This is a genomic window from Hydrocarboniphaga daqingensis, assembly GCF_900129825.1.
Taxonomy (GTDB): Bacteria; Pseudomonadota; Gammaproteobacteria; order Nevskiales; family Nevskiaceae; genus Hydrocarboniphaga; species Hydrocarboniphaga daqingensis.
Genome location: NZ_FQWZ01000002.1, coordinates 25,648 through 46,301, shown reverse-complemented (window position 1 = coordinate 46,301; position 20,654 = coordinate 25,648). Strand labels below are relative to the sequence as shown.

Annotated in this window: 15 protein-coding genes, 2 tRNA genes and 3 rRNA genes; 18 read left to right on the top strand and 2 right to left on the bottom strand. The window is 59.4% G+C overall.

Annotated features, from left to right (window positions below):
• Positions 1-12 precede the first annotated feature (12 nt).
• A complete protein-coding gene (glnA, locus tag BUB09_RS03280; protein ID WP_072894204.1) occupies positions 13-1,425 on the top strand; it encodes a glutamate--ammonia ligase in 1,413 nt (470 codons plus the stop codon).
• Between the two features lie 82 nt (positions 1,426-1,507).
• On the opposite strand, the gene ppk1 is transcribed toward glnA, so the two are convergent.
• The gene (gene ppk1, locus BUB09_RS03275) at positions 1,508-3,613 is read right to left on the bottom strand and encodes a polyphosphate kinase 1 (protein ID WP_072894202.1); all 2,106 of its coding nucleotides are present in this window, start codon (positions 3,611-3,613) and stop codon (positions 1,508-1,510) included.
• A gap of 498 nt (positions 3,614-4,111) precedes the next feature.
• Between ppk1 and BUB09_RS03270 the strand changes: the two genes are divergently transcribed.
• The 6 genes from BUB09_RS03270 to BUB09_RS03245 all read left to right on the top strand — a co-directional run bounded on the left by BUB09_RS03270 (position 4,112) and on the right by BUB09_RS03245 (position 9,717).
• Positions 4,112-5,637, top strand: a 16S ribosomal RNA gene (locus tag BUB09_RS03270).
• A 98-nt stretch (positions 5,638-5,735) separates the two neighbouring features.
• Positions 5,736-5,812 (top strand) — tRNA-Ile (locus tag BUB09_RS03265).
• A 30-nt stretch (positions 5,813-5,842) separates the two neighbouring features.
• A tRNA-Ala gene (locus BUB09_RS03260) sits at positions 5,843-5,918 on the top strand.
• A 239-nt stretch (positions 5,919-6,157) separates the two neighbouring features.
• Positions 6,158-8,991: ribosomal RNA gene (locus BUB09_RS03255) — 23S ribosomal RNA — on the top strand.
• A 134-nt stretch (positions 8,992-9,125) separates the two neighbouring features.
• Positions 9,126-9,239, top strand: a 5S ribosomal RNA gene (rrf, locus tag BUB09_RS03250).
• The 16S, 23S and 5S rRNA genes sit together here with 2 tRNA genes alongside, the layout of an rRNA operon.
• Positions 9,240-9,447: 208 nt before the next feature.
• Entirely contained in the window at positions 9,448-9,717 is a 270-nt protein-coding gene (locus tag BUB09_RS03245; protein ID WP_072894200.1) for a ComEA family DNA-binding protein, read from the top strand.
• Between the two features lie 52 nt (positions 9,718-9,769).
• On the opposite strand, the gene BUB09_RS03240 is transcribed toward BUB09_RS03245, so the two are convergent.
• A complete protein-coding gene (locus BUB09_RS03240; RefSeq protein WP_084083134.1) occupies positions 9,770-10,612 on the bottom strand; it encodes a glutaminyl-peptide cyclotransferase in 843 nt (280 codons plus the stop codon).
• A 91-nt stretch (positions 10,613-10,703) separates the two neighbouring features.
• On the opposite strand from BUB09_RS03240, the gene BUB09_RS03235 reads away from it, so the two are divergent.
• From BUB09_RS03235 to BUB09_RS03185, 11 genes are all read left to right on the top strand, one after another.
• Positions 10,704-11,126 (top strand): hypothetical protein, encoded by a 423-nt coding sequence (locus BUB09_RS03235; RefSeq protein WP_072894197.1) that lies wholly within the window; start codon positions 10,704-10,706, stop codon positions 11,124-11,126.
• 165 nt (positions 11,127-11,291) lie between these two features.
• The gene (locus BUB09_RS03230; protein ID WP_072894194.1) at positions 11,292-12,158 is read left to right on the top strand and encodes a YicC/YloC family endoribonuclease; all 867 of its coding nucleotides are present in this window, start codon (positions 11,292-11,294) and stop codon (positions 12,156-12,158) included.
• Between the two features lie 66 nt (positions 12,159-12,224).
• Complete coding sequence (gene gmk, locus BUB09_RS03225) at positions 12,225-12,890, top strand: guanylate kinase (protein ID WP_175550098.1); 666 nt, start codon at positions 12,225-12,227, stop codon at positions 12,888-12,890.
• A 35-nt stretch (positions 12,891-12,925) separates the two neighbouring features.
• Positions 12,926-13,189, top strand: a complete 264-nt coding sequence (rpoZ, locus tag BUB09_RS03220) for a DNA-directed RNA polymerase subunit omega (RefSeq protein WP_072894192.1) — start codon at positions 12,926-12,928, stop codon at positions 13,187-13,189.
• 139 nt (positions 13,190-13,328) lie between these two features.
• A complete protein-coding gene (gene tkt / locus BUB09_RS03215; protein WP_072894190.1) occupies positions 13,329-15,323 on the top strand; it encodes a transketolase in 1,995 nt (664 codons plus the stop codon).
• 43 nt (positions 15,324-15,366) lie between these two features.
• The gene (gap, locus tag BUB09_RS03210) at positions 15,367-16,371 is read left to right on the top strand and encodes a type I glyceraldehyde-3-phosphate dehydrogenase (protein ID WP_072894188.1); all 1,005 of its coding nucleotides are present in this window, start codon (positions 15,367-15,369) and stop codon (positions 16,369-16,371) included.
• Positions 16,372-16,437: 66 nt separating this feature from the next.
• Positions 16,438-17,622 (top strand): phosphoglycerate kinase, encoded by a 1,185-nt coding sequence (locus tag BUB09_RS03205; protein ID WP_072894185.1) that lies wholly within the window; start codon positions 16,438-16,440, stop codon positions 17,620-17,622.
• Between the two features lie 91 nt (positions 17,623-17,713).
• The gene (locus tag BUB09_RS03200; protein ID WP_072895371.1) at positions 17,714-18,307 is read left to right on the top strand and encodes a LemA family protein; all 594 of its coding nucleotides are present in this window, start codon (positions 17,714-17,716) and stop codon (positions 18,305-18,307) included.
• A 12-nt stretch (positions 18,308-18,319) separates the two neighbouring features.
• Positions 18,320-19,192: a TPM domain-containing protein gene (locus BUB09_RS03195; protein WP_245793098.1), complete on the top strand. Its 873-nt coding sequence runs from the start codon at positions 18,320-18,322 to the stop codon at positions 19,190-19,192.
• Complete coding sequence (locus tag BUB09_RS03190; protein WP_072894180.1) at positions 19,192-19,707, top strand: TPM domain-containing protein; 516 nt, start codon at positions 19,192-19,194, stop codon at positions 19,705-19,707. Before BUB09_RS03195 ends, BUB09_RS03190 begins: the two co-directional genes overlap by 1 nt.
• A 91-nt stretch (positions 19,708-19,798) precedes the next feature.
• On the top strand, positions 19,799-20,593 hold the full coding sequence (locus BUB09_RS03185) for an AAA family ATPase (protein WP_139250131.1): 795 nt from the start codon (positions 19,799-19,801) through the stop codon (positions 20,591-20,593).
• The last annotated feature ends 61 nt before the right edge of the window (positions 20,594-20,654 follow it).

Sequence of the window (20,654 nt, the reverse complement as noted above, 5' to 3'; positions counted from 1 at the left end):
TAGGAGAAACCCATGTCTTCGGGTAAAGACGTCATTAAAACTATTTCGGAAAAGAGCGTGAAGTTTGTCGACTTCCGCTTCTGTGACACCAAGGGTAAAGAGCAGCACGTGACCGTGCCGGCCAAGACCGTCGACGAAAGCGTGTTCACCGACGGCAAGATGTTCGACGGTTCGTCGATCGCTGGCTGGAAGGGCATCAATGAGTCCGACATGATCCTGATGCCGGATCCGTCGACCGCCTACATGGATCCGTTCTTCGAAGACGCCACGCTGGTCATCACCTGCGACGTCATCGAGCCGGCCACGATGCAGGGTTACTCGCGCGACCCGCGCTCGATCGCCAAGCGTGGCGAGGCCTACCTGAAGTCGACCGGCATCGCCGACACCGCCTTCTTCGGCCCGGAAAACGAATTCTTCATCTTCGACTCGATCCGTTTCGATTCCGGCCTCAAGGGCTGCTTCGTCGAGATCGACGCCGAGAACGCGGCATGGAACTCCGGCAAGGTCTATGAGTCCGGCAACACCGGCCATCGTCCGGCGGTCAAGGGCGGCTACTTCCCGGTTCCGCCGGTCGACAGCCTGCACGACATCCGCTCGGCGATGTGCGAGACGCTGGAATCGGTCGGCATGGAAGTGGAAGTTCATCACCACGAAGTGGCGACGGCCGGTCAGTGCGAAATCGGCGTCAAGTTCGGCACGCTGGTGCAGAAGGCCGACGAAGTGCTGCGTCTGAAGTACGTCGTGCAAAACGTCGCGCACAGCTTCGGCAAGACCGCGACCTTCATGCCCAAGCCGATCGTTGGTGACAACGGTTCCGGCATGCACGTCCACCAGTCTCTGAGCCTCGGTGGCAAGAACCTGTTCTCCGGTGACGGCTACGGCGGTCTGTCCGAAACGGCGCTGTACTACATCGGCGGCATCCTGAAGCACGCGCAGACGCTCAACGCGTTCACGAATCCGGGCACGAACAGCTACAAGCGCCTGGTGCCGGGCTTCGAAGCGCCGGTCATGCTGGCCTACTCGGCCCGCAACCGTTCCGCGTCGATCCGCATCCCGTACGTGGCCAATCCGAAGGGTCGTCGCATCGAAGTCCGCTTCCCGGACTCGACCGCCAACCCGTATCTGGCCTTCACGGCGATGATGATGGCCGGTCTGGACGGCATCAAGAACAAGATCCATCCCGGCGACGCTGCCGACAAGGATCTCTACCATCTGCCGCCGGAAGAAGACGCGAAGATCCCGCGCGTCTGCCACTCGCTGGACATGGCGCTCGAGTCGCTGGACAAGAACCGTGACTTCCTGAAGGCCGGTGGCGTGTTCACCGACGACGTCATCGACTCGTACATCGAGCTGAAGATGCAGGAAGTTACGCGCTTCCGCATGACGACCCACCCGGTCGAGTTCGAGATGTACTACTCGCTGTAAAGGCGAGTCGCAGTCTCAAGCTGTTAACAGAAGCCCCGCGAAAGCGGGGCTTCTGCTTTGGGGTCGAGCTGCCGACGTGGTGTCAAACCGGGTTGTTGTCTTCTAGAAACTGCAACTGAACCGCCTTGCCCATCGGCTCGCCGGGCTGAGCCGTGCGAATGTATCGGCCATCGGATTGCAGCGACCAGCTTTGTGCCGTATCAGCCAGGTACGCTTCGAGATGATCGATGATGCGCTTGCGCAGCCGCGCATCCTTGATCGGGAATGCGATCTCGACGCGCTTGTACAAATTGCGCTCCATCCAGTCGGCGCTGGACAGATACAGCTCGGCGTCGCCGTCGTTGTGGAAATAGAACGCCCGATGATGTTCGAGAAAGCGGCCCACGATAGACCGCACCGTAATGTTGTCAGACAGACCGGGGACGCCGGGTCGGACCGAGCACATGGCGCGGATGATGAGCTGGATCTGCACGCCGGCCTGTGAAGCCTCGTAGAGCTTCTTGATCATCTCCGCTTCGACCAGCGAGTTCATCTTGGCGATCAGACGCGCCGGCTTTCCAGCCTTGGCGTGAGCGATTTCCCGGTCGATGCGTTCCTGCATCTCGGTAAATAGCGTGAACGGCGACTGCAACAGATTGTTCAGGCGGCTGACCCTGCCCAAGCTGGTCAGCTGCAGAAACACGGCGTGCACGTCCCGGCACAGCATCTGGTCGGCCGTGAACAGCCCGTAGTCGGTGTACTGGCGAGCGGTCCGTGGGTGATAGTTCCCGGTTCCCAAGTGCGCGTAGTACCGCAATGCGCTAGTAGCCCCGCCAGTCGCAGCGGCGGACTCTTCTCGGCGCACGACCAGGCACATTTTCGCGTGGGTCTTGTAGCCGACCACGCCATAGACGATGTGGGCGCCGACCTCTTCGAGCTTCTGCGCCAAGTCGAGGTTGTCGGCCTCGTCGAATCGCGCACGCAGCTCGACGACAACGGTGACCTCCTTGCCGTTGCGCGCTGCCTCCATTAGGGCCTCGACGACCGGTGACTTGGCGCCCGTGCGATACAGCGTCTGCTTGATCGCCAGGACCTTCGGATCGCGGGCGGCCTGGCGCAGGAACTCGAGGACCGGGACGAATGAATCGTAGGGATGGTGCAGCAGCTGATCCTGCTCGCGAATCGCTGCGAACATATCGCCTCCCAGCGCCTTGGGTACGCGCGGCACGAACGGCACGTACTTCAAATCAGGGCGGTCGACCAAGTCGGGGATCGCCATCAGCCGCATCAGGTTGACGGGGCCGTTGACCTGGTAAACGTCGGCCGGCGTCAGCTGCATCTCCTGCATCAAATAGTTCCACAGCGACTCGGGGCAATTGTCTGCCACCTCCAGGCGCACGGTGTCGCCCCACTGGCGCTGGCTCAGTTCATCTTCGAGTGCTTCTGCCAGATCCTTGGCCTCTTCTTCATCGACGAACAGATCGGAGTTGCGCGTCACTCGGAACTGATAGCAGCCCGTCGCATCCATCCCCGGAAACGCATCGTCGACGTATGCGTGGATCACGGACGACAGAAAGACGAAGTCGTAAGGGCCGCTTCCCTGGAGATCGCGTGGCAGCTGGATCAAGCGGGGCAGCGCCCGAGGCGCCTGCACGACCGCAAAGCCGATGTTGCGCCCGAACGCATCCTTGCCCGAAAGGGTAACGATGAAGTTCAGCGACTTGTTCAGAATCCGGGGAAACGGATGCGCCGGATCGAGCCCAATGGGCGAGAGCACCGGCAGCAACTCCGTGCTGAAGTAATGCCGCAGCCAGGACTCCTGCTCCGGCGTCCACTCCGAGCGCCGCAGGAACCGGATCTTCTCGCGCTCCAGTGCTGGGACCAGTACTTCATTGAAGACGCGATACTGCTCCTCCACCAACGAATGCGCGCGCGTGCTGATCGCGGCGAGCGACTCCTGCGGTGAAATCGCGTCAGGACCCCGTTGGGCTGCCCCGGCTTCCGCCATCTGCATCAACCCGGCAACCCGGATCTCAAAAAACTCATCGAGGTTCGAACTGGAGATGCAGAGGAACTTCAGCCGTTCCAGTAGCGGCTGTGACTCATCCTTGGCCTGCTCCAGAACACGCTGGTTGAACTCGAGCAGGGAAAGCTCGCGGTTGATGAACAGGTCAGTAGCCTGGAACTCGAGTTTGGCGGGCGCTTCCATCACGTCTAAAGGTTGTTCTTGGCGACGCACGTTAGGGCGCCAGGGGTTGCAGCGATGTTACACCTTGGTTCCTCGGCTCTATGGAAGCGTTCTGGCAACGAAAGAAGAGCCTGCCGATGGCCAGAACGAACAATTTCGGTCATAAAATGATCACCAAAAGCGCGTTGGCGCCATCAATCAACAGCTGATTTCAAACTAAAGATCGTTATAAAACAACGCTATAAGACAAATGATGATGGGACCTGTTGACGCCCTTCTGAATCTCCGTAGAATGCGCCTCCCTGGTGACGGCAACGCGGTTTCGAAGCGAAGCTAAAGCCCTGATCTTTAAAAGAATAAGCAAGTGATTTGTGTGGGTGCTCCCGTGGATTGCGGCGAAAGCCAAGCAACACGAGAGTATCAATTGAGCCTGGTTGGAATGAGTTCAGTTTGATGACTCCAAATCACCTGAAGCGCCTTTTGGGGCGTGAGGGTGAGATCCAAATGAAGCATTGTATTCAATTGGAGAGTTTGATCCTGGCTCAGATTGAACGCTGGCGGCATGCCTAACACATGCAAGTCGAACGAGGGTAGCAATACTCTAGTGGCGGACGGGTGAGGAATACATAGGAATTTGCCCTTAAGTGGGGGATAACCCGGGGAAACCCGGATTAATACCGCATGATCTCGAGAGAGCAAAGCAGGGGACCGCAAGGCCTTGCGCTTTTGGAGAAGCCTATGTCGGATTAGCTTGTTGGTGAGGTAATGGCTCACCAAGGCCGCGATCCGTAACTGGTCTGAGAGGATGATCAGTCACACCGGAACTGAGACACGGTCCGGACTCCTACGGGAGGCAGCAGTGGGGAATATTGGACAATGGGCGAAAGCCTGATCCAGCAATGCCGCGTGTGTGAAGAAGGCCTTCGGGTTGTAAAGCACTTTAGGCTGGAAAGAAAAAACTTTCTCTAATACAGGAAGTCTTGACGGTACCAGCAGAATAAGCACCGGCTAACTCTGTGCCAGCAGCCGCGGTAATACAGAGGGTGCAAGCGTTAATCGGATTTACTGGGCGTAAAGCGTGCGTAGGTGGCTATTTAAGTCGGATGTGAAAGCCCTGGGCTTAACCTGGGAACTGCATTCGATACTGGGTGGCTAGAGATCGGTAGAGGGCAGCGGAATTCCGGGTGTAGCGGTGAAATGCGTAGATATCCGGAGGAACACCGATGGCGAAGGCAACTGCCTGGGCCTGATCTGACACTGAGGCACGAAAGCGTGGGTAGCAAACAGGATTAGATACCCTGGTAGTCCACGCTGTAAACGATGAGAACTTGACGTCTGCTTGCTATGCGAGTAGGTGTCGTAGCTAACGCGATAAGTTCTCCGCCTGGGGAGTACGGCCGCAAGGTTGAAACTCAAAGGAATTGACGGGGGCCCGCACAAGCGGTGGAGTATGTGGTTTAATTCGATGCAACGCGAAGAACCTTACCTGGTCTTGACATGTCAAGAAGTCTGCAGAGATGCGGATGTGCCTTCGGGAACTTGAACACAGGTGCTGCATGGCTGTCGTCAGCTCGTGTCGTGAGATGTTGGGTTAAGTCCCGCAACGAGCGCAACCCTTGCCCTTAGTTGCCATCATTCAGTTGGGCACTCTAAGGGGACCGCCGGTGACAAACCGGAGGAAGGTGGGGATGACGTCAAGTCATCATGGCCCTTATGACCAGGGCTACACACGTACTACAATGGTCGGTACAGAGGGTCGCCAACCCGCGAGGGGGAGCCAATCCCAGAAAGCCGATCGTAGTCCGGATTGGAGTCTGCAACTCGACTCCATGAAGTCGGAATCGCTAGTAATCGCGGATCAGCACTTGTCGCGGTGAATACGTTCCCGGGCCTTGTACACACCGCCCGTCACACCATGGGAGTTGGTTGCACCAGAAGTAGGTAGTCTAACCGCAAGGGGGGCGCCTACCACGGTGTGGTCAATGACTGGGGTGAAGTCGTAACAAGGTAGCCGTAGGGGAACCTGCGGCTGGATCACCTCCTTTACAGTATGCTTTCAAAGCATCTGTGGGAGCATCCACACAAGTCACTTGCCAATAAAAGAGATCAGCCCCATTGCGCGGCTGATGGATACCCTGCTCTCGGGTCTGTAGCTCAGTTGGTCAGAGCACACGCTTGATAAGCGTGGGGTCGGTGGTTCAAATCCACCCAGACCCACCATATTGATCTGCAGGCCGGTGGTGATCATCCGGGGCCATAGCTCAGTTGGGAGAGCGCGTGCTTTGCAAGCATGAGGTCGTCGGTTCGATCCCGTCTGGCTCCACCAACTTGTATCTCTCTTGATTCAACAAAGCCTCTTCGTGAGAGGGCGTTTTGTTGAATCCGAGGAATCGGGTTTCTCTTGTTCTTTAACAATTAGGTTTGTAGTCAACACTGTAAGCGTGACATGTAGTTCATTTTTAGTGAATCACATTGTTCTCAATGCCCAAGGTGCTTTGACGGCGAAAAAATATCGTTATGTAGTAAATATAACTTCATGATTCGGAAGAATGTTTGAGGTTATATGGTCAAGTGACCAAGTGCATGTGGTGGATGCCTTGGCGGCAACAGGCGATGAAGGACGCAGTAGCTTGCGATAGCGTTGGGGAGCCAGCAAACAGGCTTTGATCCAGCGGTTTCCGAATGGGGCAACCCACTCTTAGGAGTATCCCGCAAGGGAAGCAAACCCGGAGAACTGAAACATCTAAGTACCCGGAGGAAAAGAAATCAACCGAGATTCCGCTAGTAGTGGCGAGCGAACGCGGATCAGCCCAAAAGTATGTGAAACCTAGCAGAACGGTCTGGAAAGTCCGGCGATACAGGGTGATAGTCCCGTATGCGAAAGGCCAAACATATGAAATTGAGTAGGGCGAGGCACGTGAAACCTTGTCTGAACATGGGGGGACCATCCTCCAAGGCTAAATACTCGTTGCCGACCGATAGTGAACCAGTACCGTGAGGGAAAGGCGAAAAGAACCCCGGAGAGGGGAGTGAAATAGAACCTGAAACCGCATGCATACAAGCAGTAGGAGCTCGAAAGAGTGACTGCGTACCTTTTGTATAATGGGTCAGCGACTTACTAGTCTGTTGCGAGGCTAACCGTATAGGGGAGCCGTAGGGAAACCGAGTCTTAATAGGGCGATTAGTAGCAGGCTGTAGACCCGAAACCCGTCGATCTATCCATGTCCAGGGTGAAGTTGTGGTAACACACAATGGAGGCCCGAACTCACGTCTGTTGAAAAAGCCGGAGATGAGGTGTGGATAGGAGTGAAAGGCTAATCAAGGCGGGTGATAGCTGGTTCTCCTCGAAAGCTATTGAGGTAGCGCCTCGTGTCTAACTGCCGGGGGTAGAGCACTGTTACGACTAGGGGGGACACAAGTCCTTACCAAATCGTTGCAAACTCCGAATACCGGCAAGTTCAATCACGGGAGACACACGGTGGGAGCTAAATTTCATCGTGAAGAGGGAAACAACCCAGACCGCCAGCTAAGGTCCCTAAATTTCGGCTAAGTGGTAAACGATGTGGGAAGTCATAGACAGCCAGGATGTTGGCTTAGAAGCAGCCATCATTTAAAGAAAGCGTAATAGCTCACTGGTCGAGTCGGCCCGCGCGGAAGATGTAACGGGGCTAAGCCGAGTACCGAAGCTGCGGATGCGTAGCAATACGCGTGGTAGAGGAGCGTTCTGTAAGCCTGCGAAGGTCTCTCGTAAGGGGGGCTGGAGGTATCAGAAGTGCGAATGCTGACATGAGTAACGATAAGAACGGTGAAAAACCGTTCCGCCGTAAGCCCAAGGTTTCCTGCGCAACGTTATTCGGCGCAGGGTGAGTCGGCTCCTAAGGCGAGGCCGAGAGGCGTAGTCGATGGAAAGCAGGCTAATATTCCTGCACTTGCTGTTACTGCGATGGGATGACGGAGAAAGTTAGGTTGGCCACCTGTTGGATGGTGGTTTAAGCGTTTAGGCGTGCTCTTTAGGCAAATCCGGAGAGCTTAGCTGAGGCGTGATGACGAGGTCCTTTTGGACCGAAGTAACTGATACTCAGCTCCCAAGAAAAGTCTCTAAGCTTCAGGTAACAGGAAGCCGTACCCCAAACCGACACAGGTGGGCGAGGAGAGTATCCTCAGGCGTTTGAGACAACTCGGGTGAAGGAACTCGGCAAATTAGTACCGTAACTTCGGGATAAGGTACGCCTGCGCAAGCAGGCCGCAGTGAAGAGGGGGTTGCGACTGTTTATCAAAAACACAGCACTCTGCAAACACGAAAGTGGACGTATAGGGTGTGACTCCTGCCCGGTGCTGGAAGGTTAATTGATGGGGTTAGGCGCAAGCCAAAGCTCTTGATCGAAGCCCCAGTAAACGGCGGCCGTAACTATAACGGTCCTAAGGTAGCGAAATTCCTTGTCGGGTAAGTTCCGACCTGCACGAATGGAGTAACGATAGCCCCACTGTCTCCATCCGAGGCTCAGTGAAATTGAAATTGCTGTGACGATGCAGTGTTCCCGCGGCAAGACGGAAAGACCCCGTGAACCTTTACTACAACTTTGCATTGGATTTTGAGTTTGTTTGTGTAGGATAGGTGGGAGCCTTTGAAGCCAGGACGCCAGTTCTGGTGGAGGCAACCTTGAAATACCACCCTGATAAACTCGAAGTTCTAACCTCGCTCTGTTATCCAGAGTAGGGACATTGCATGGCGGGTAGTTTGACTGGGGCGGTCTCCTCCCAAAGAGTAACGGAGGAGTGCGAAGGTTACCTCAGCGCGGTCGGAAATCGCGCTTTTGAGTGCATACGCATAAGGTAGCTTAACTGCGAGACAAACAAGTCGAGCAGATACGAAAGTAGGTGTAAGTGATCCGGTGGTTCTGTATGGAAGGGCCATCGCTCAACGGATAAAAGGTACTCCGGGGATAACAGGCTGATACTGCCCAAGAGTCCATATCGACGGCAGTGTTTGGCACCTCGATGTCGGCTCATCACATCCTGGGGCTGTAGCAGGTCCCAAGGGTCCGGCTGTTCGCCGGTTAAAGTGGTACGCGAGCTGGGTTCAGAACGTCGTGAGACAGTTCGGTCCCTATCTGCCGTGGGCGTTCGAAGTTTGAGAGGAGTTGACCTTAGTACGAGAGGACCGGGTTGAACGTATCTCTGGTGTTCCAGTTGTCACGCCAGTGGCATCGCTGGGTAGCTAAATACGGACGGGATAACCGCTGAAAGCATCTAAGCGGGAAGCCCACCTCAAGATGAGACTTCGCGGCGCTTTAAGCGCCCTAAAGAGCCCTTCTAGACTAGGAGGTTGATAGGCACCATGTGGAAGCGCAGTAATGCGTGTAGCTAAGGTGTACTAATTGCTCGTGAGGCTTGACCATATAACGCTCAAGCATTTTTTAACCGTCATACGCACCTTGAGCCATTGAGAACAATCGCTTACGTGCAACATGTGTTGACTACAAACCAAATTCGAGCTTCTTGGACCTGATAAACCAAGAACTCAGCCAGTTTGCCTGGCGGCATTAGCGAGTTGGAACCACCCGTTCCCATCCCGAACACGGAAGTGAAACGACTCAGCGCCGATGATAGTGTGGCGAGACCATGCGAGAGTAGGACACTGCCAGGCTCTTAAACCCAAACCCCCGAGTCAATGCTCGGGGGTTTTCTTTTGTCCGAAGGATTTGATCAAACCCTACGAAGTCCTCGGCTGTGTTGATGAACTGTGAAGTGATCGACGAAGCACATCGCAGGACTGTGAAATTCGACACGGGCGAGGCCAAGACGAGGCGAGAACCTGACTCAGCCGCGATTCGCGGTCGCACTAGGGGGCTCCAATGAACCGTTCAATCCTCCCGCTTCTAGCGGGCTTCGCGTTACTGCTGGCCGCGGACCTTGTATCGGCGGCCGTCAACATCAATACGGCTGACGCCAAGACCATCGCCAAGGAACTTGATGGCGTCGGCGAGAAAATGTCGCTTGCGATCGTCAAAGAACGCGAAAAAGCGCCATTTACCAGCGTTGAAGATCTCGACAAACGCGTCAAAGGCTGGGGCAAGAAAACCGGCGAACGCAACAAGGACAAGCTGAAATTCAGCGAGAAGTAGTTGTCAGCTACATGCCCGTTGAGCTGCGATAACCGCCAGCTCAACGGGCATCTCACGGCATCACGTCAACTTCGAACAGGCTCGGCCAGCATTTCCCGGTCACGAAAAAGTGACCTGAATCAGCGTCATATGCGATTCCGTTCAGCACATGCTCACCTGCGTCCCACGTGCTCGGCTTGTTTAGCATTGCTTCGAGTCTGCTGAAGTCGATCCACGCCCGGACTTTACCCGTCCCTGGTTGAATCACCGCGACCCGGCTGCTTTGCCATACGTTGGCGTACAGTTCGCCTCGCGCGTATTCGAGCTCATTTAGACGACGCACCGGCTCACCTCGGTCACTGACGTCTAAGCTTCCCGTCTCTTCCCATGTGTCCGCTCGCAGGAAATAAAGTCGAGAACTGCCGTCACTACTGACCAAGCGTTCGCCGGCCAGTGTCGGCATATGCGTCAATCCCCAGCCTTCGCGCCGCAACCTGAATAGCTTGGTGTCTCTCAGCTGTCGGTCGAACGAGAATGCGAGGCCTTCTCGCCACGTCAGTACGAAGATCCGCCCCATTGCTGCCGTAAGACCCTCCCCAAACACCGCTGGCGGAAGATCCACCGCTGAAGTCGCCTCAGCGGCGCCAGCTCTAAGCGTCTTCTTGTAGACACCCGACCGGCCGTATCCGCCGGTGCTCTCCCACAGAATGCCGGAATCGATCTCAAGGCCCTGAGTGAAATGCCGGATGTCATGCGGAAACTGATTGACGATCCGATACGACAGCAGCTGCGTATCCGAACCAGACCCCGCTGCAGTCCCCTGTGAGGCGTATCCAAACGCAAAGCTCAGCCACAAACCACTTACAAGCCCTCGAAATCCAAAGGATTGTGAGAGAGGATTGACTTTTCTGGCCAATTGCGTAAAGTTCCAAAATAGCGAAGAATGGGTTCTTCGTTAGCTTAATCTCAACAGTGTGGGAACGTCTCGATAGACGGAGGATAGACACATGGCGGTGAAATCCAAAGCAGCGAAGAAGTCCTCGGCAAAGAAGGCGTCCAAGAAGACGGCCAAGAAAGCCGTCAAGAAAGTGACGAAGAAAGTGGCCGCCAAGAAGGCAGCGCCGAAGAAGTCCGCAAAGAAGGCCGTCAAGAAGGTTGCGAAGAAGGCAGCTGCCAAGAAGGGCGCCGCCAAGAAAGTCGCGACCAAGAAGGGCGCGAAGAAGGTCGTCAAGAAGGTCGTCAAGAAAGCCGCCGCCAAGAAGGGCGCTGCCAAGAAAGTCGTCAAGAAGGCCAAGGGCGTCGTGAAGAAGGTCGTCGGCAAGGCCAAAGTCGTTGCCAAGAAGGCACGCAAGACGGTGAAGAAAGTCGTCGCCCCGATCGTCGAGCCTGTCGAGCCGGCACTGGCCCCTGCGCCGACGCCGATCGTCTAGATCGCGGGGCGGCATCTGCCGCCCGTTGTTTAGCACCGCCGCCGAAACCCGGACTGCGCATCGTCCGGGTTGCTCGGCGGTTTTTGTTTCACGCACCCCGACACAGCGGCCGACGCTGGCTGACGCCTGGGTTGCAGCCCTACCACTACTAACCGATCGACGCCCATGATCCGCAGCATGACCGGATACGCCCGTGTCGACTCTCAGGGCCCTTGGGGACGGTTGAGTTGGGAAATCCGCGGGGTCAATCACCGCTATCTCGACCTTCAGTTCAAGCTTCCCGACGACGTCCGCTCGCTCGAAAACGAGTTCAGAGCGCAAGCGTCTACCCATTTGGCGAGAGGCAAAGTCGAATGCGGCCTTCGTTATCAACCGGCCGGCAGCGGCATGGGGACGATCGAAATTGACCTCGATCGCTTGGCCGCACTGACGTCCGCGCTGGATCTGATCTCGCAGCAAATCACTGCCGTCGCTCTCCCTGACGCACTAAAAGTGCTGTCGTATCCGGGCGTTACGCGCGATCTGCCCGCCGATGCCAGCGCACTGAACCGCGCTGTACGCGACCTGTTTGACCACGCTCTAGCCGAATTCACCGACATGCGCGCCCGCGAAGGCGAGCGTCTGGCGCAGCTGCTGATCGACCGATGCGTGTTGATCGACGACCTGATTACCAAGGTCCGCGCCCGTTATGCGGTGGTCCGCGCGCAGTGGTGGGATCGACTGCGATCCAAGGCGGCTGACTTGAACGTCGAGCTTGATCCAGGACGTTTCGAGCAGGAATTGGTGGTCGCATTGCAGCGCCTGGACGTCGACGAGGAATTATCCAGGCTGCTCTCTCACCTGGTGGAAGTGCGCGCCGCACTCACCCGACCAGAGCCAGTCGGCCGGCGACTCGACTTCCTGATGCAGGAACTCAACCGCGAGGCCAACACCCTGTCGTCGAAGTCGCAAGACGCTGAAATGACGCAGCACGCGGTTGAAATGAAGGTGCTGATCGAGCAGATGCGCGAGCAGGTCCAAAACCTCGAGTAGTGCGGGGTCTTCCGATAGCGGCCGTTTGCCCGCACACTGCGCCGCCGCGCGCTGCGCTCCTATGAAATGCTCGTGAGCTCTCCAGTCACTACAACCGGCGGTCTGTTCATCCTGTCAGCGCCTTCGGGCGGCGGTAAAACCAGCCTCAGTCGCGCGCTGATTCCGTACTTGGCGCAGCACAATGCGCCGGCAGAGATATCGGTTTCGTACACCACTCGTGCGCCGCGCCCGGGTGAGGAGCAGGGCGTTCACTACCATTTCGTCGATGTGCCAACGTTTCGCGCGATGGCAGATGCCGGTGAGTTTCTGGAACACGCTGAAGTGTTTGGCCGCCATTACGGCACCGGACGCCAGCGGACCGACGCACTGCTGACGGCTGGCCTCGACGTAATTTTGGACATCGACTGGCAGGGTGCGCGCCAGGTTCGGCAGCAACACCCTGAAGTCACAAGCATTTTCATCCTGCCGCCGTCAGCCGCCGAACTGGAGCGACGGCTTCGCGGCCGTGGTCAGGACAGCGACGATGTAATTGCGGCTCGGATGGCGGCTGCCCGCGCCGAGATGTCGCATCACGATGAATACGACTTTGTGGTAATCAACGAAGACTTCGACCGCGCCGTGGCCGAACTGGCTGCTGTACTGCTGGCTCGTCGGCTGCGGGCACCACGGCAGCGAGCGACCCGCGCCGCACTGATCGCCGATCTGCTGGCCTCACCCCGCCATATCGGCTAAACTCGCCGCCCTTTTCCGCTGCCAGAGTGGCGTACATGGCCCGCGTTACCGTCGAAGATTGCCTCGAAAAGATCCCGAACCAGTTTGAACTGACGCTGGTGGCTGCCAAGCGTGCCCGTCAGCTCGCTCGTGGCGCCGAGGCCCGTTTGCCTTGGGGCAATCACAAGTCCACCGTGCTGTCGCTGCGCGAAATCGCCGATGGTCATGTCAGCAAGGACGTGCTGGCCGAGCAAGACCTGCCGGCAATTCAGCAGCCTAAGGTCGATCTCGAGCCGCTCGACGCCAGCTTCGACCTGTAAGTGGTTGGTTTTCGTGCAAACGTGAATTGAGGCCGGCGATCTGCCGGCCTCGTCGTTTGCGAATGCAGATCGGACGCCTGCACCGCGCACCGCGCCGCGGGTTCCGACTGTATCCCGTCGTCCTCTTGGTCCCCAGCTGATGCCTACACGTCTCGACCTTGCCAACGCGATCCGCGCCCTTTCGATGGATGCGGTTCAAAAAGCCAACTCCGGCCACCCCGGCATGCCGATGGGGATGGCCGACATTGCCGAGGTGCTGTGGAACGACTTTCTGTCGCACCACCCGGCCGATCCCAAGTGGTTCAACCGCGATCGTTTCGTCGTGTCCAACGGACACGGTTCGATGCTGCTGTATTCGCTGTTGCACCTTGCCGGCTATGACCTGTCGATCGACGACCTGAAGAACTTCCGGCAGCTCAAGAGCAAGACGCCGGGGCACCCAGAGCAGTTCGTTACCGCTGGCGTCGAAACGACCACCGGTCCCCTGGGCCAGGGACTCGCCAATGCGGTCGGCATGGCCATCGCCGAAAGCGTGCTCGCCTGGCAGTTCAACCGCGACGGCTTCCCGGTCGTCGACCACTACACCTACGTCTTCGCCGGCGACGGCTGCTTGATGGAGGGCATCAGCCACGAAGCCTGCTCGCTGGCCGGTACGCTGGGCCTTGGCAAGCTGATCGTGTTCTACGACGACAACAACATCTCGATCGATGGCGAGGTGCATGACTGGTTCGCCGACGACACACCAGGCCGTTTCGAAGCCTATGGCTGGCAGGTGGTCCGCAATGTCGACGGCCACAATCCGCACGAGATCAAGACGGCGATCGAAACGGCCCGGGCTTCGGCCGACAAGCCGACGCTGATCTGCTGCAAGACGATCATTGGCTGGGGCTCGCCGAACAAAGCCGGCAAGGAGTCATCGCACGGCGCGCCGCTGGGCGCTGACGAAATCACCAAGACTCGCGAGCAGCTGGGCTGGCCGCACGCGCCGTTCGAGATTCCGCAGGACATCCGCGACGGCTGGAACAAGGTTGAAAAGGGGGCCACCGCGCAGCGCGTCTGGAACGCGCTGTTCGACCGTTACGCGGCCGAGTACCCGAAAGAAGCGGCCGAGTTGCGCCGCCGCATCGACGGTCGCCTGCCGGACGACTGGTCCGCCACCGTCGCCAAACTGCAGGCTGCCGCGATGGCCGTTGACAAGCCGGTCGCCACGCGCAAGAGCTCGCAGAACGCGTTGAATCTGATCGCACCGCATTTGCCGGAGTTCCTCGGCGGTTCCGCCGACTTGACCGACTCCAACCTGACCCGTTGGGAAGGCGCGCTGACGTCCAAGCCGGCACGCGTCCACGGCAATTACCTGTCGTACGGTGTCCGCGAGTTCGCGATGGCCGCGGCGATGAACGGCATGGCGCTGCATGGCGGCTTGCTGCCGTTTGGCGGCACGTTCCTGGTCTTCAGCGACTACTCGCGTAACGCAGTTCGCATGGCCGCGCTGATGAAGATCGGCGTGATCCACGTGTTCACGCATGATTCGATCGGCTTGGGCGAAGACGGGCCGACGCACCAGCCGGTAGAGCACGTCTCTTCGCTGCGGTTGATCCCGAATCTGGAAACCTGGCGCCCGGCCGATGCATTCGAAACCGCGCTGGCGTGGCAGGCGGCAATCGAACGTCGCGATGGCCCGACGGCGCTGGCGCTGTCGCGGCAGAACCTGCCGCCGTTGCCGCACCCTGCTGGCCAGGCCGAGCAGATCTTGCGTGGTGGCTACGTCGTTCATCAGCCGGTCGGTGAGCCGCAGGCGATCATTATCGCCACCGGCTCGGAAGTGTCGATCGCAATCGACGCAGCGCGGCAGTTGGCCGATCTCGGGGTTGCGGTCCGTGTCGTGTCGATGCCCTGCGCCGAGCGTTTCCTGAAGCAGGACGCCGCCTACCGCAGCAGCGTGTTGCCCAAGAACAGCAAGCGTTTGGCCGTTGAAGCCGGCGTCACGCATTACTGGCGCGGTTTTGTCGGTGATGACGGCGATGTGATCGGCGTCGACACCTTTGGCGAATCGGCGCCGGCGCCGGCGCTGTTCGAGCACTTTGGTCTGACGGTTCGCAATATCGTTTCCCGCGTTCAAGCCCTGCTGGGCTGAACGAATCCGAGTCAACGTCACAACAAGCTAAGAGGATCGAGACATGGCAGTGAAAGTAGGCATCAATGGCTTCGGCCGCATCGGCCGTAACGTGCTGCGCGCAGCGGTGCAGAACTTCGGCGGTGACATCGAAATCGTCGCCATCAACGATCTGCTCGATCCGGACTACCTCGCCTACATGCTCAAGTACGATTCCGTGCATGGTCATTTCAAGGGCGAGATCGCCATCGAAGGCGGCGCGCTGCTGGTCAACGGCAAGAAGATCCGCCTGACGCAGGAACGCGATCCGGCCGCGCTCAAGTGGGCCGACGTCGGTGCCTACGTGGTCATCGAATCCACCGGCCTGTTCCTCGACAAGGTCACCGCGCAGAAGCATCTGGATGCCGGCGCCAAGAAGGTGATCCTGTCCGCGCCGTCGAAGGATGACACCCCCATGTTCGTCTACGGCGTCAACCACAAGACCTATGCCGGCCAGGCGATCGTGTCGAACGCCTCGTGCACGACCAACTGCCTCGCGCCGCTGGCCAAGGTGCTGAACGACAAGTGGGGCATCAAGCGCGGCTTGATGACCACGGTGCACGCGACCACGGCCACGCAGAAGACCGTCGACGGTCCGAGCAGCAAGGACTGGCGCGGCGGCCGCGGCATTCTCGAGAACATCATTCCGTCGAGCACCGGCGCGGCCAAGGCCGTCGGCGTCGTCATTCCGGAGTTGAACAAGAAGCTCACCGGCATGTCGTTCCGCGTGCCGACCTCCGACGTGTCGGTCGTCGACCTGACCGCCGAACTCGAGAAGCCGGCGACCTACGCCGAAATCTGCGCTGAAATGAAGGCGCAGAGCGAAGGCGCGCTCAAGGGCGTGCTCGGCTACACCGAAGACAAGGTTGTGGCCACCGACTTCCGTGGCGATGCCCGCACGTCGATCTTCGATGCCGACGCCGGCATCCAGCTCGACACCACGTTCGTCAAGCTGGTCAGCTGGTACGACAACGAGTGGGGCTATTCCAACAAGTGCCTGGAAATGGTGCGCGTCGTCGCCGCCAAGTAAACGGCCGGCTACACAACAAGCCCCTCCTTCGCCGGAGGGGTTTTTCGCTTCCAGAGAGTGTTGAACATGAAATTTCTCCGTCTCGCCGATCTTGATCTGACCAACCAGCGCGTGTTCATCCGCGCCGACCTCAACGTGCCGCAGGACGACAGCGGCGCCATCACCGAAGACACGCGCATCCGTGCCTCGATTCCCGGCATCAAGCTCGCGCTCGGCAAGGGCGCGGCCGTGATGGTCACCAGCCATCTGGGCCGCCCGACCGAAGGCGAGTTCAAGCCCGCCGATTCGCTGGCACCGATCGCCAAGCGCATGAGCGAACTGCTCGGGCAGGACGTACGCCTGATCGCCAACTGGGTCGACGGCGGCTTCACCGTCAAGCCGGGCGAGGTGGTGCTGCTCGAAAACTGCCGCTGCAACAAGGGCGAGAAGAAGAACAGCGCCGAGTTGGCCGCCAAGATGGCCAAGCTGTGCGACGTCTACGCTAACGACGCCTTCGGTACCGCGCATCGCGCCGAAGCCACGACCCACGCGCTGGCGCTGGCGGCGCCGATCGCGTGCGCCGGCCCGCTGGTTGCGGCCGAACTCGAAGCGCTCGGCGCTGCGCTGCTGAGCCCGAAGCGGCCGCTGGTGGCCATCGTCGGCGGGTCCAAGGTCAGCACCAAGCTGACGATCCTCGATGCATTGGCCGACAAGGTCGACCAGCTGGTCGTCGGCGGTGGCATCGCCAACACCTTCCTGCTCGCGGCCGGCCTGCCGATCGGCAAGTCGCTGGCTGAAAAGGATCTGGTGCCGGAAGCCAAGCGGATCATCGACAAGCTGGCCGCACGCGGCGCCTCGGTGCCGATTCCGGTCGATGTGGTCACCGCCAAGACTTTTGCTGCCGATGCGGTCGCGACTGTCAAAGCCTCGACCGACGTTGCCGACGACGATCTGATTCTGGACATCGGCCCCAAGACCTCGGCGCTGCTGGCCGACGTGATGGCCAAGGCCGGCACGATCGTCTGGAACGGCCCGGTCGGCGTGTTCGAGTTCGACGCTTTCGCCGCCGGCACTGCGTCACTGGCCAAGGCGATCGCGCAGTCCAGCGCGATGTCGATCGCCGGTGGTGGCGACACGGTGGCGGCCATTGCCAAGTTCGGCATCGAAAAGGACGTCGGTTACATCTCGACGGCGGGCGGCGCGTTTCTCGAATTCCTCGAAGGCAAGACCCTGCCGGCGGTGGAAGCGCTGGAGCAGCGCGCCAAGGCCTGATCCACGGCGTCAGCTTGGAAAGCGTCAGCCGCACCCGCATAGTCTGCGGGTGCGGCTTTTTTGTTGGGCGACACTAGGGATGACGAGCAACATGAAAAAACTTTGGATGATGGTGGTCACGGTGTTGCTGGCCGCGGGCCTGTCGGGCTGCGGCTACAACAAGATCCAGGCTCAGGATGAGGCGGTGACGGCCGCGTGGTCGGAAGTGCTGAACCAGTATCAGCGGCGAGCCGATCTGGTGCCGAATCTCGTCAGCACGGTCAAAGGCTATGCCGAGCAGGAAAAGTCGGTGCTGACCGAAGTGACCGAGGCGCGTGCCCGTGTCGGCGGCATCAATGCAACGCCGGAGTTGGTCAACGACCCGGCCGCGTTCGAGCAGTTCCAGCAGGCGCAGGGCCGGCTGACGTCGGCATTGTCGCGGCTGCTGGTCGTGACCGAGAACTATCCAAACCTGAAGTCGGATGCGGCATTCCGTGACCTGCAGGCGCAGTTGGAAGGCACCGAAAACCGGATCACCGTGGCACGCAAGCGCTACATCGACGCGGTGCAGACCTACAACGTCACCGTGCGCTCGTTCCCCGCCAACCTCACGGCGAAAATGTTCGGCCACCAGGTCAAGCCCAACTTCAAGGTCGAGAACGAAGGCGAGATCGCCAAGCCGCCCCAGGTCGATTTCGGCAAGTAAACGGCGCCTAGCGTGTTGATCCGTCGATATTGGATGGCGCTGCTGCTGGCGCTGTTTCCGCTGCTGGCAGCGGCCGATGTCGTGCCGGTGCCGTCGCTGACCGCGCGCGTGACCGACACCACGGGCATGCTCACCGAGGGCCAGCGCGCTGAACTTGAGTCGCGGTTGGCGGCCTTTGAGGCACGCAAGGGTGCGCAGATCGCCGTGTTGATCGTGCCGTCGACTGGCGACGAAACCATCGAGCAGTATTCGATCCGTGTCGCCGAAGCTTGGAAGATCGGCCGCAGCGCCGTTGATGACGGCGCGATCCTGTTGATCGCGCGTGACGACCGCAAGCTGCGTATCGAGGTCGGCTACGGGCTCGAAGGTGCGCTGCCGGACGTGACCGCCAAGCGCATCATTCGGGAGATCATCACGCCGCCGTTTCGTTCCGGCGATTACAACGCCGGTATTTCCGCCGGGATCGACGCGATGATCGCCGTTATCGATGGCGAGGCCTTGCCAGAGCCGGCGGCGCAACGCGGCGCCAGCAGCAGCGCCGGAAGCGAACTGCCGCCGTTGGGGATGCTGGCGATCGTCCTCGGCGTGCTCGTCGGCTTTGCCGTTCGCGCCGCAACCAACCGCGTGGCCGGCGGGGGCTCCGCACTGCTGGTGTCGGGCTTGGTCGGCATCGCGCTCGTCGGCGTGGCTGCCGCGCTGTTCTATGCCTTCGTTGCGTTCGTGATCGTCGTTAGCGGAGGTGGTGGCCGCCGCGGCCGCCGAAACTCGCTGCTCGACGGCATGATGATCGGTGGGCTGGGCGGCGGGCGCGGCGGATTTGGTGGCGGTGGGTTTGGCGGCGGCGGTGGTGGATTTGGTGGCGGCGGCGCGTCGGGGGACTGGTGATGGCAAAGCCCAGATCGCGTTGGTCTCGATTCATCCGGCATCTGATCGCCGGCCGCTGGGATACGCGGCGTCGCTTTCCACCGTCAGTTCTGGCGCAGATTCAAGCTGCCGTTGCGCGCTGCGAGGCGCGTCACCCTGGCGAAATCCGCTTCATCGTCGAAGCCGGTCTTTCGCCTGCCGACGTGCTGGCCGGCCTGTCGCCGCGCGATCGCGCGATCGACCTGTTCGCGCAGTATCGGGTTTGGGATACCGAGCACCGCAACGGCGTGCTGATCTATGTGCTGTTGGCTGACCGCGACGTTGAAATTGTCGCGGATCGCGGCGTTGCCGGCGGTCGTGTACCGCAGTCCGAATGGGAAGCGTGCTGCCGGGTGATGGAGCAGCATTTCGCTGCCGGGCGCTTCGCCGAAGGCGCGGTCGCCGGCATCGAGGCAGCGGCTGATCTGCTCGCCCGCCATCCTCCCGACCGAGCTGATGTCGGCAACGAACTGCCGGATGCGCCGATCGTCCTTTAGACTCGGCGCGTCGTTCTCCAATCGATAACTCCAAGGAATCGCCGTGCGTTTCGAAGGCAATGAAAACTACGTCGCCACCGACGATCTGACGATGGCGGTCAACGCCGCGGTCACGCTCGGTCGTCCGCTGCTGGTCAAAGGCGAGCCGGGCACCGGTAAGACCCAGCTGGCGCAGGAAGTGGCGCGTGCACTCAACCGCCCGTTCCTCGACTGGGCGATCAAGTCCACAACCAAGGCCCAGCATGGCTTGTACGAATACGACGCCGTGTCGCGGCTGCGTGATTCGCAGCTTGGCGATTCCAAGGTCAAGGACATCGCCAACTACATCATCAAGGGCAAGCTGTGGGAATGCTTCGAATCCGACCAGCAGCCGGTGCTGCTGATCGACGAGATCGACAAAGCCGACATCGAGTTCCCGAACGACCTGCTGCGTGAACTCGACCAGATGGAGTTTTACGTCTACGAGACCAAGCAGACGATCAAGGCGAAACGTCGGCCGATCATCATCATCACGTCCAACAACGAGAAAGAACTGCCGGATGCGTTTCTGCGCCGCTGCTTCTTCCACTACATCCGCTTCCCGGACAAGGACACGATGCAGAAGATCGTCGACGTCCATTTCCCCGAGCTGAAGAAGAACCTCGTCAAGGAAGCGATGGAAGTGTTCTTCGGCCTGCGTGAACTGCCGGGTTTGAAGAAGAAGCCGTCGACGTCCGAACTGCTCGACTGGCTCAAGCTGCTGATGGCCGAAGACATCGATCCCGCCGTGCTGCGGGATACCGCCAACAAAAAGTCGCTGCCGCCTCTGTACGGCGCGCTGTTGAAGAACGAGCAGGACGTCCATCTGTTCGAGCGCATCGCCTTCATGGCCCGTCGCGGCAACTAGCTCGGCTTTGCCCTCTCCCTGCGGGAGAGGGTGTCGCGTAGCGACGGGTGAGGGTCTCGCA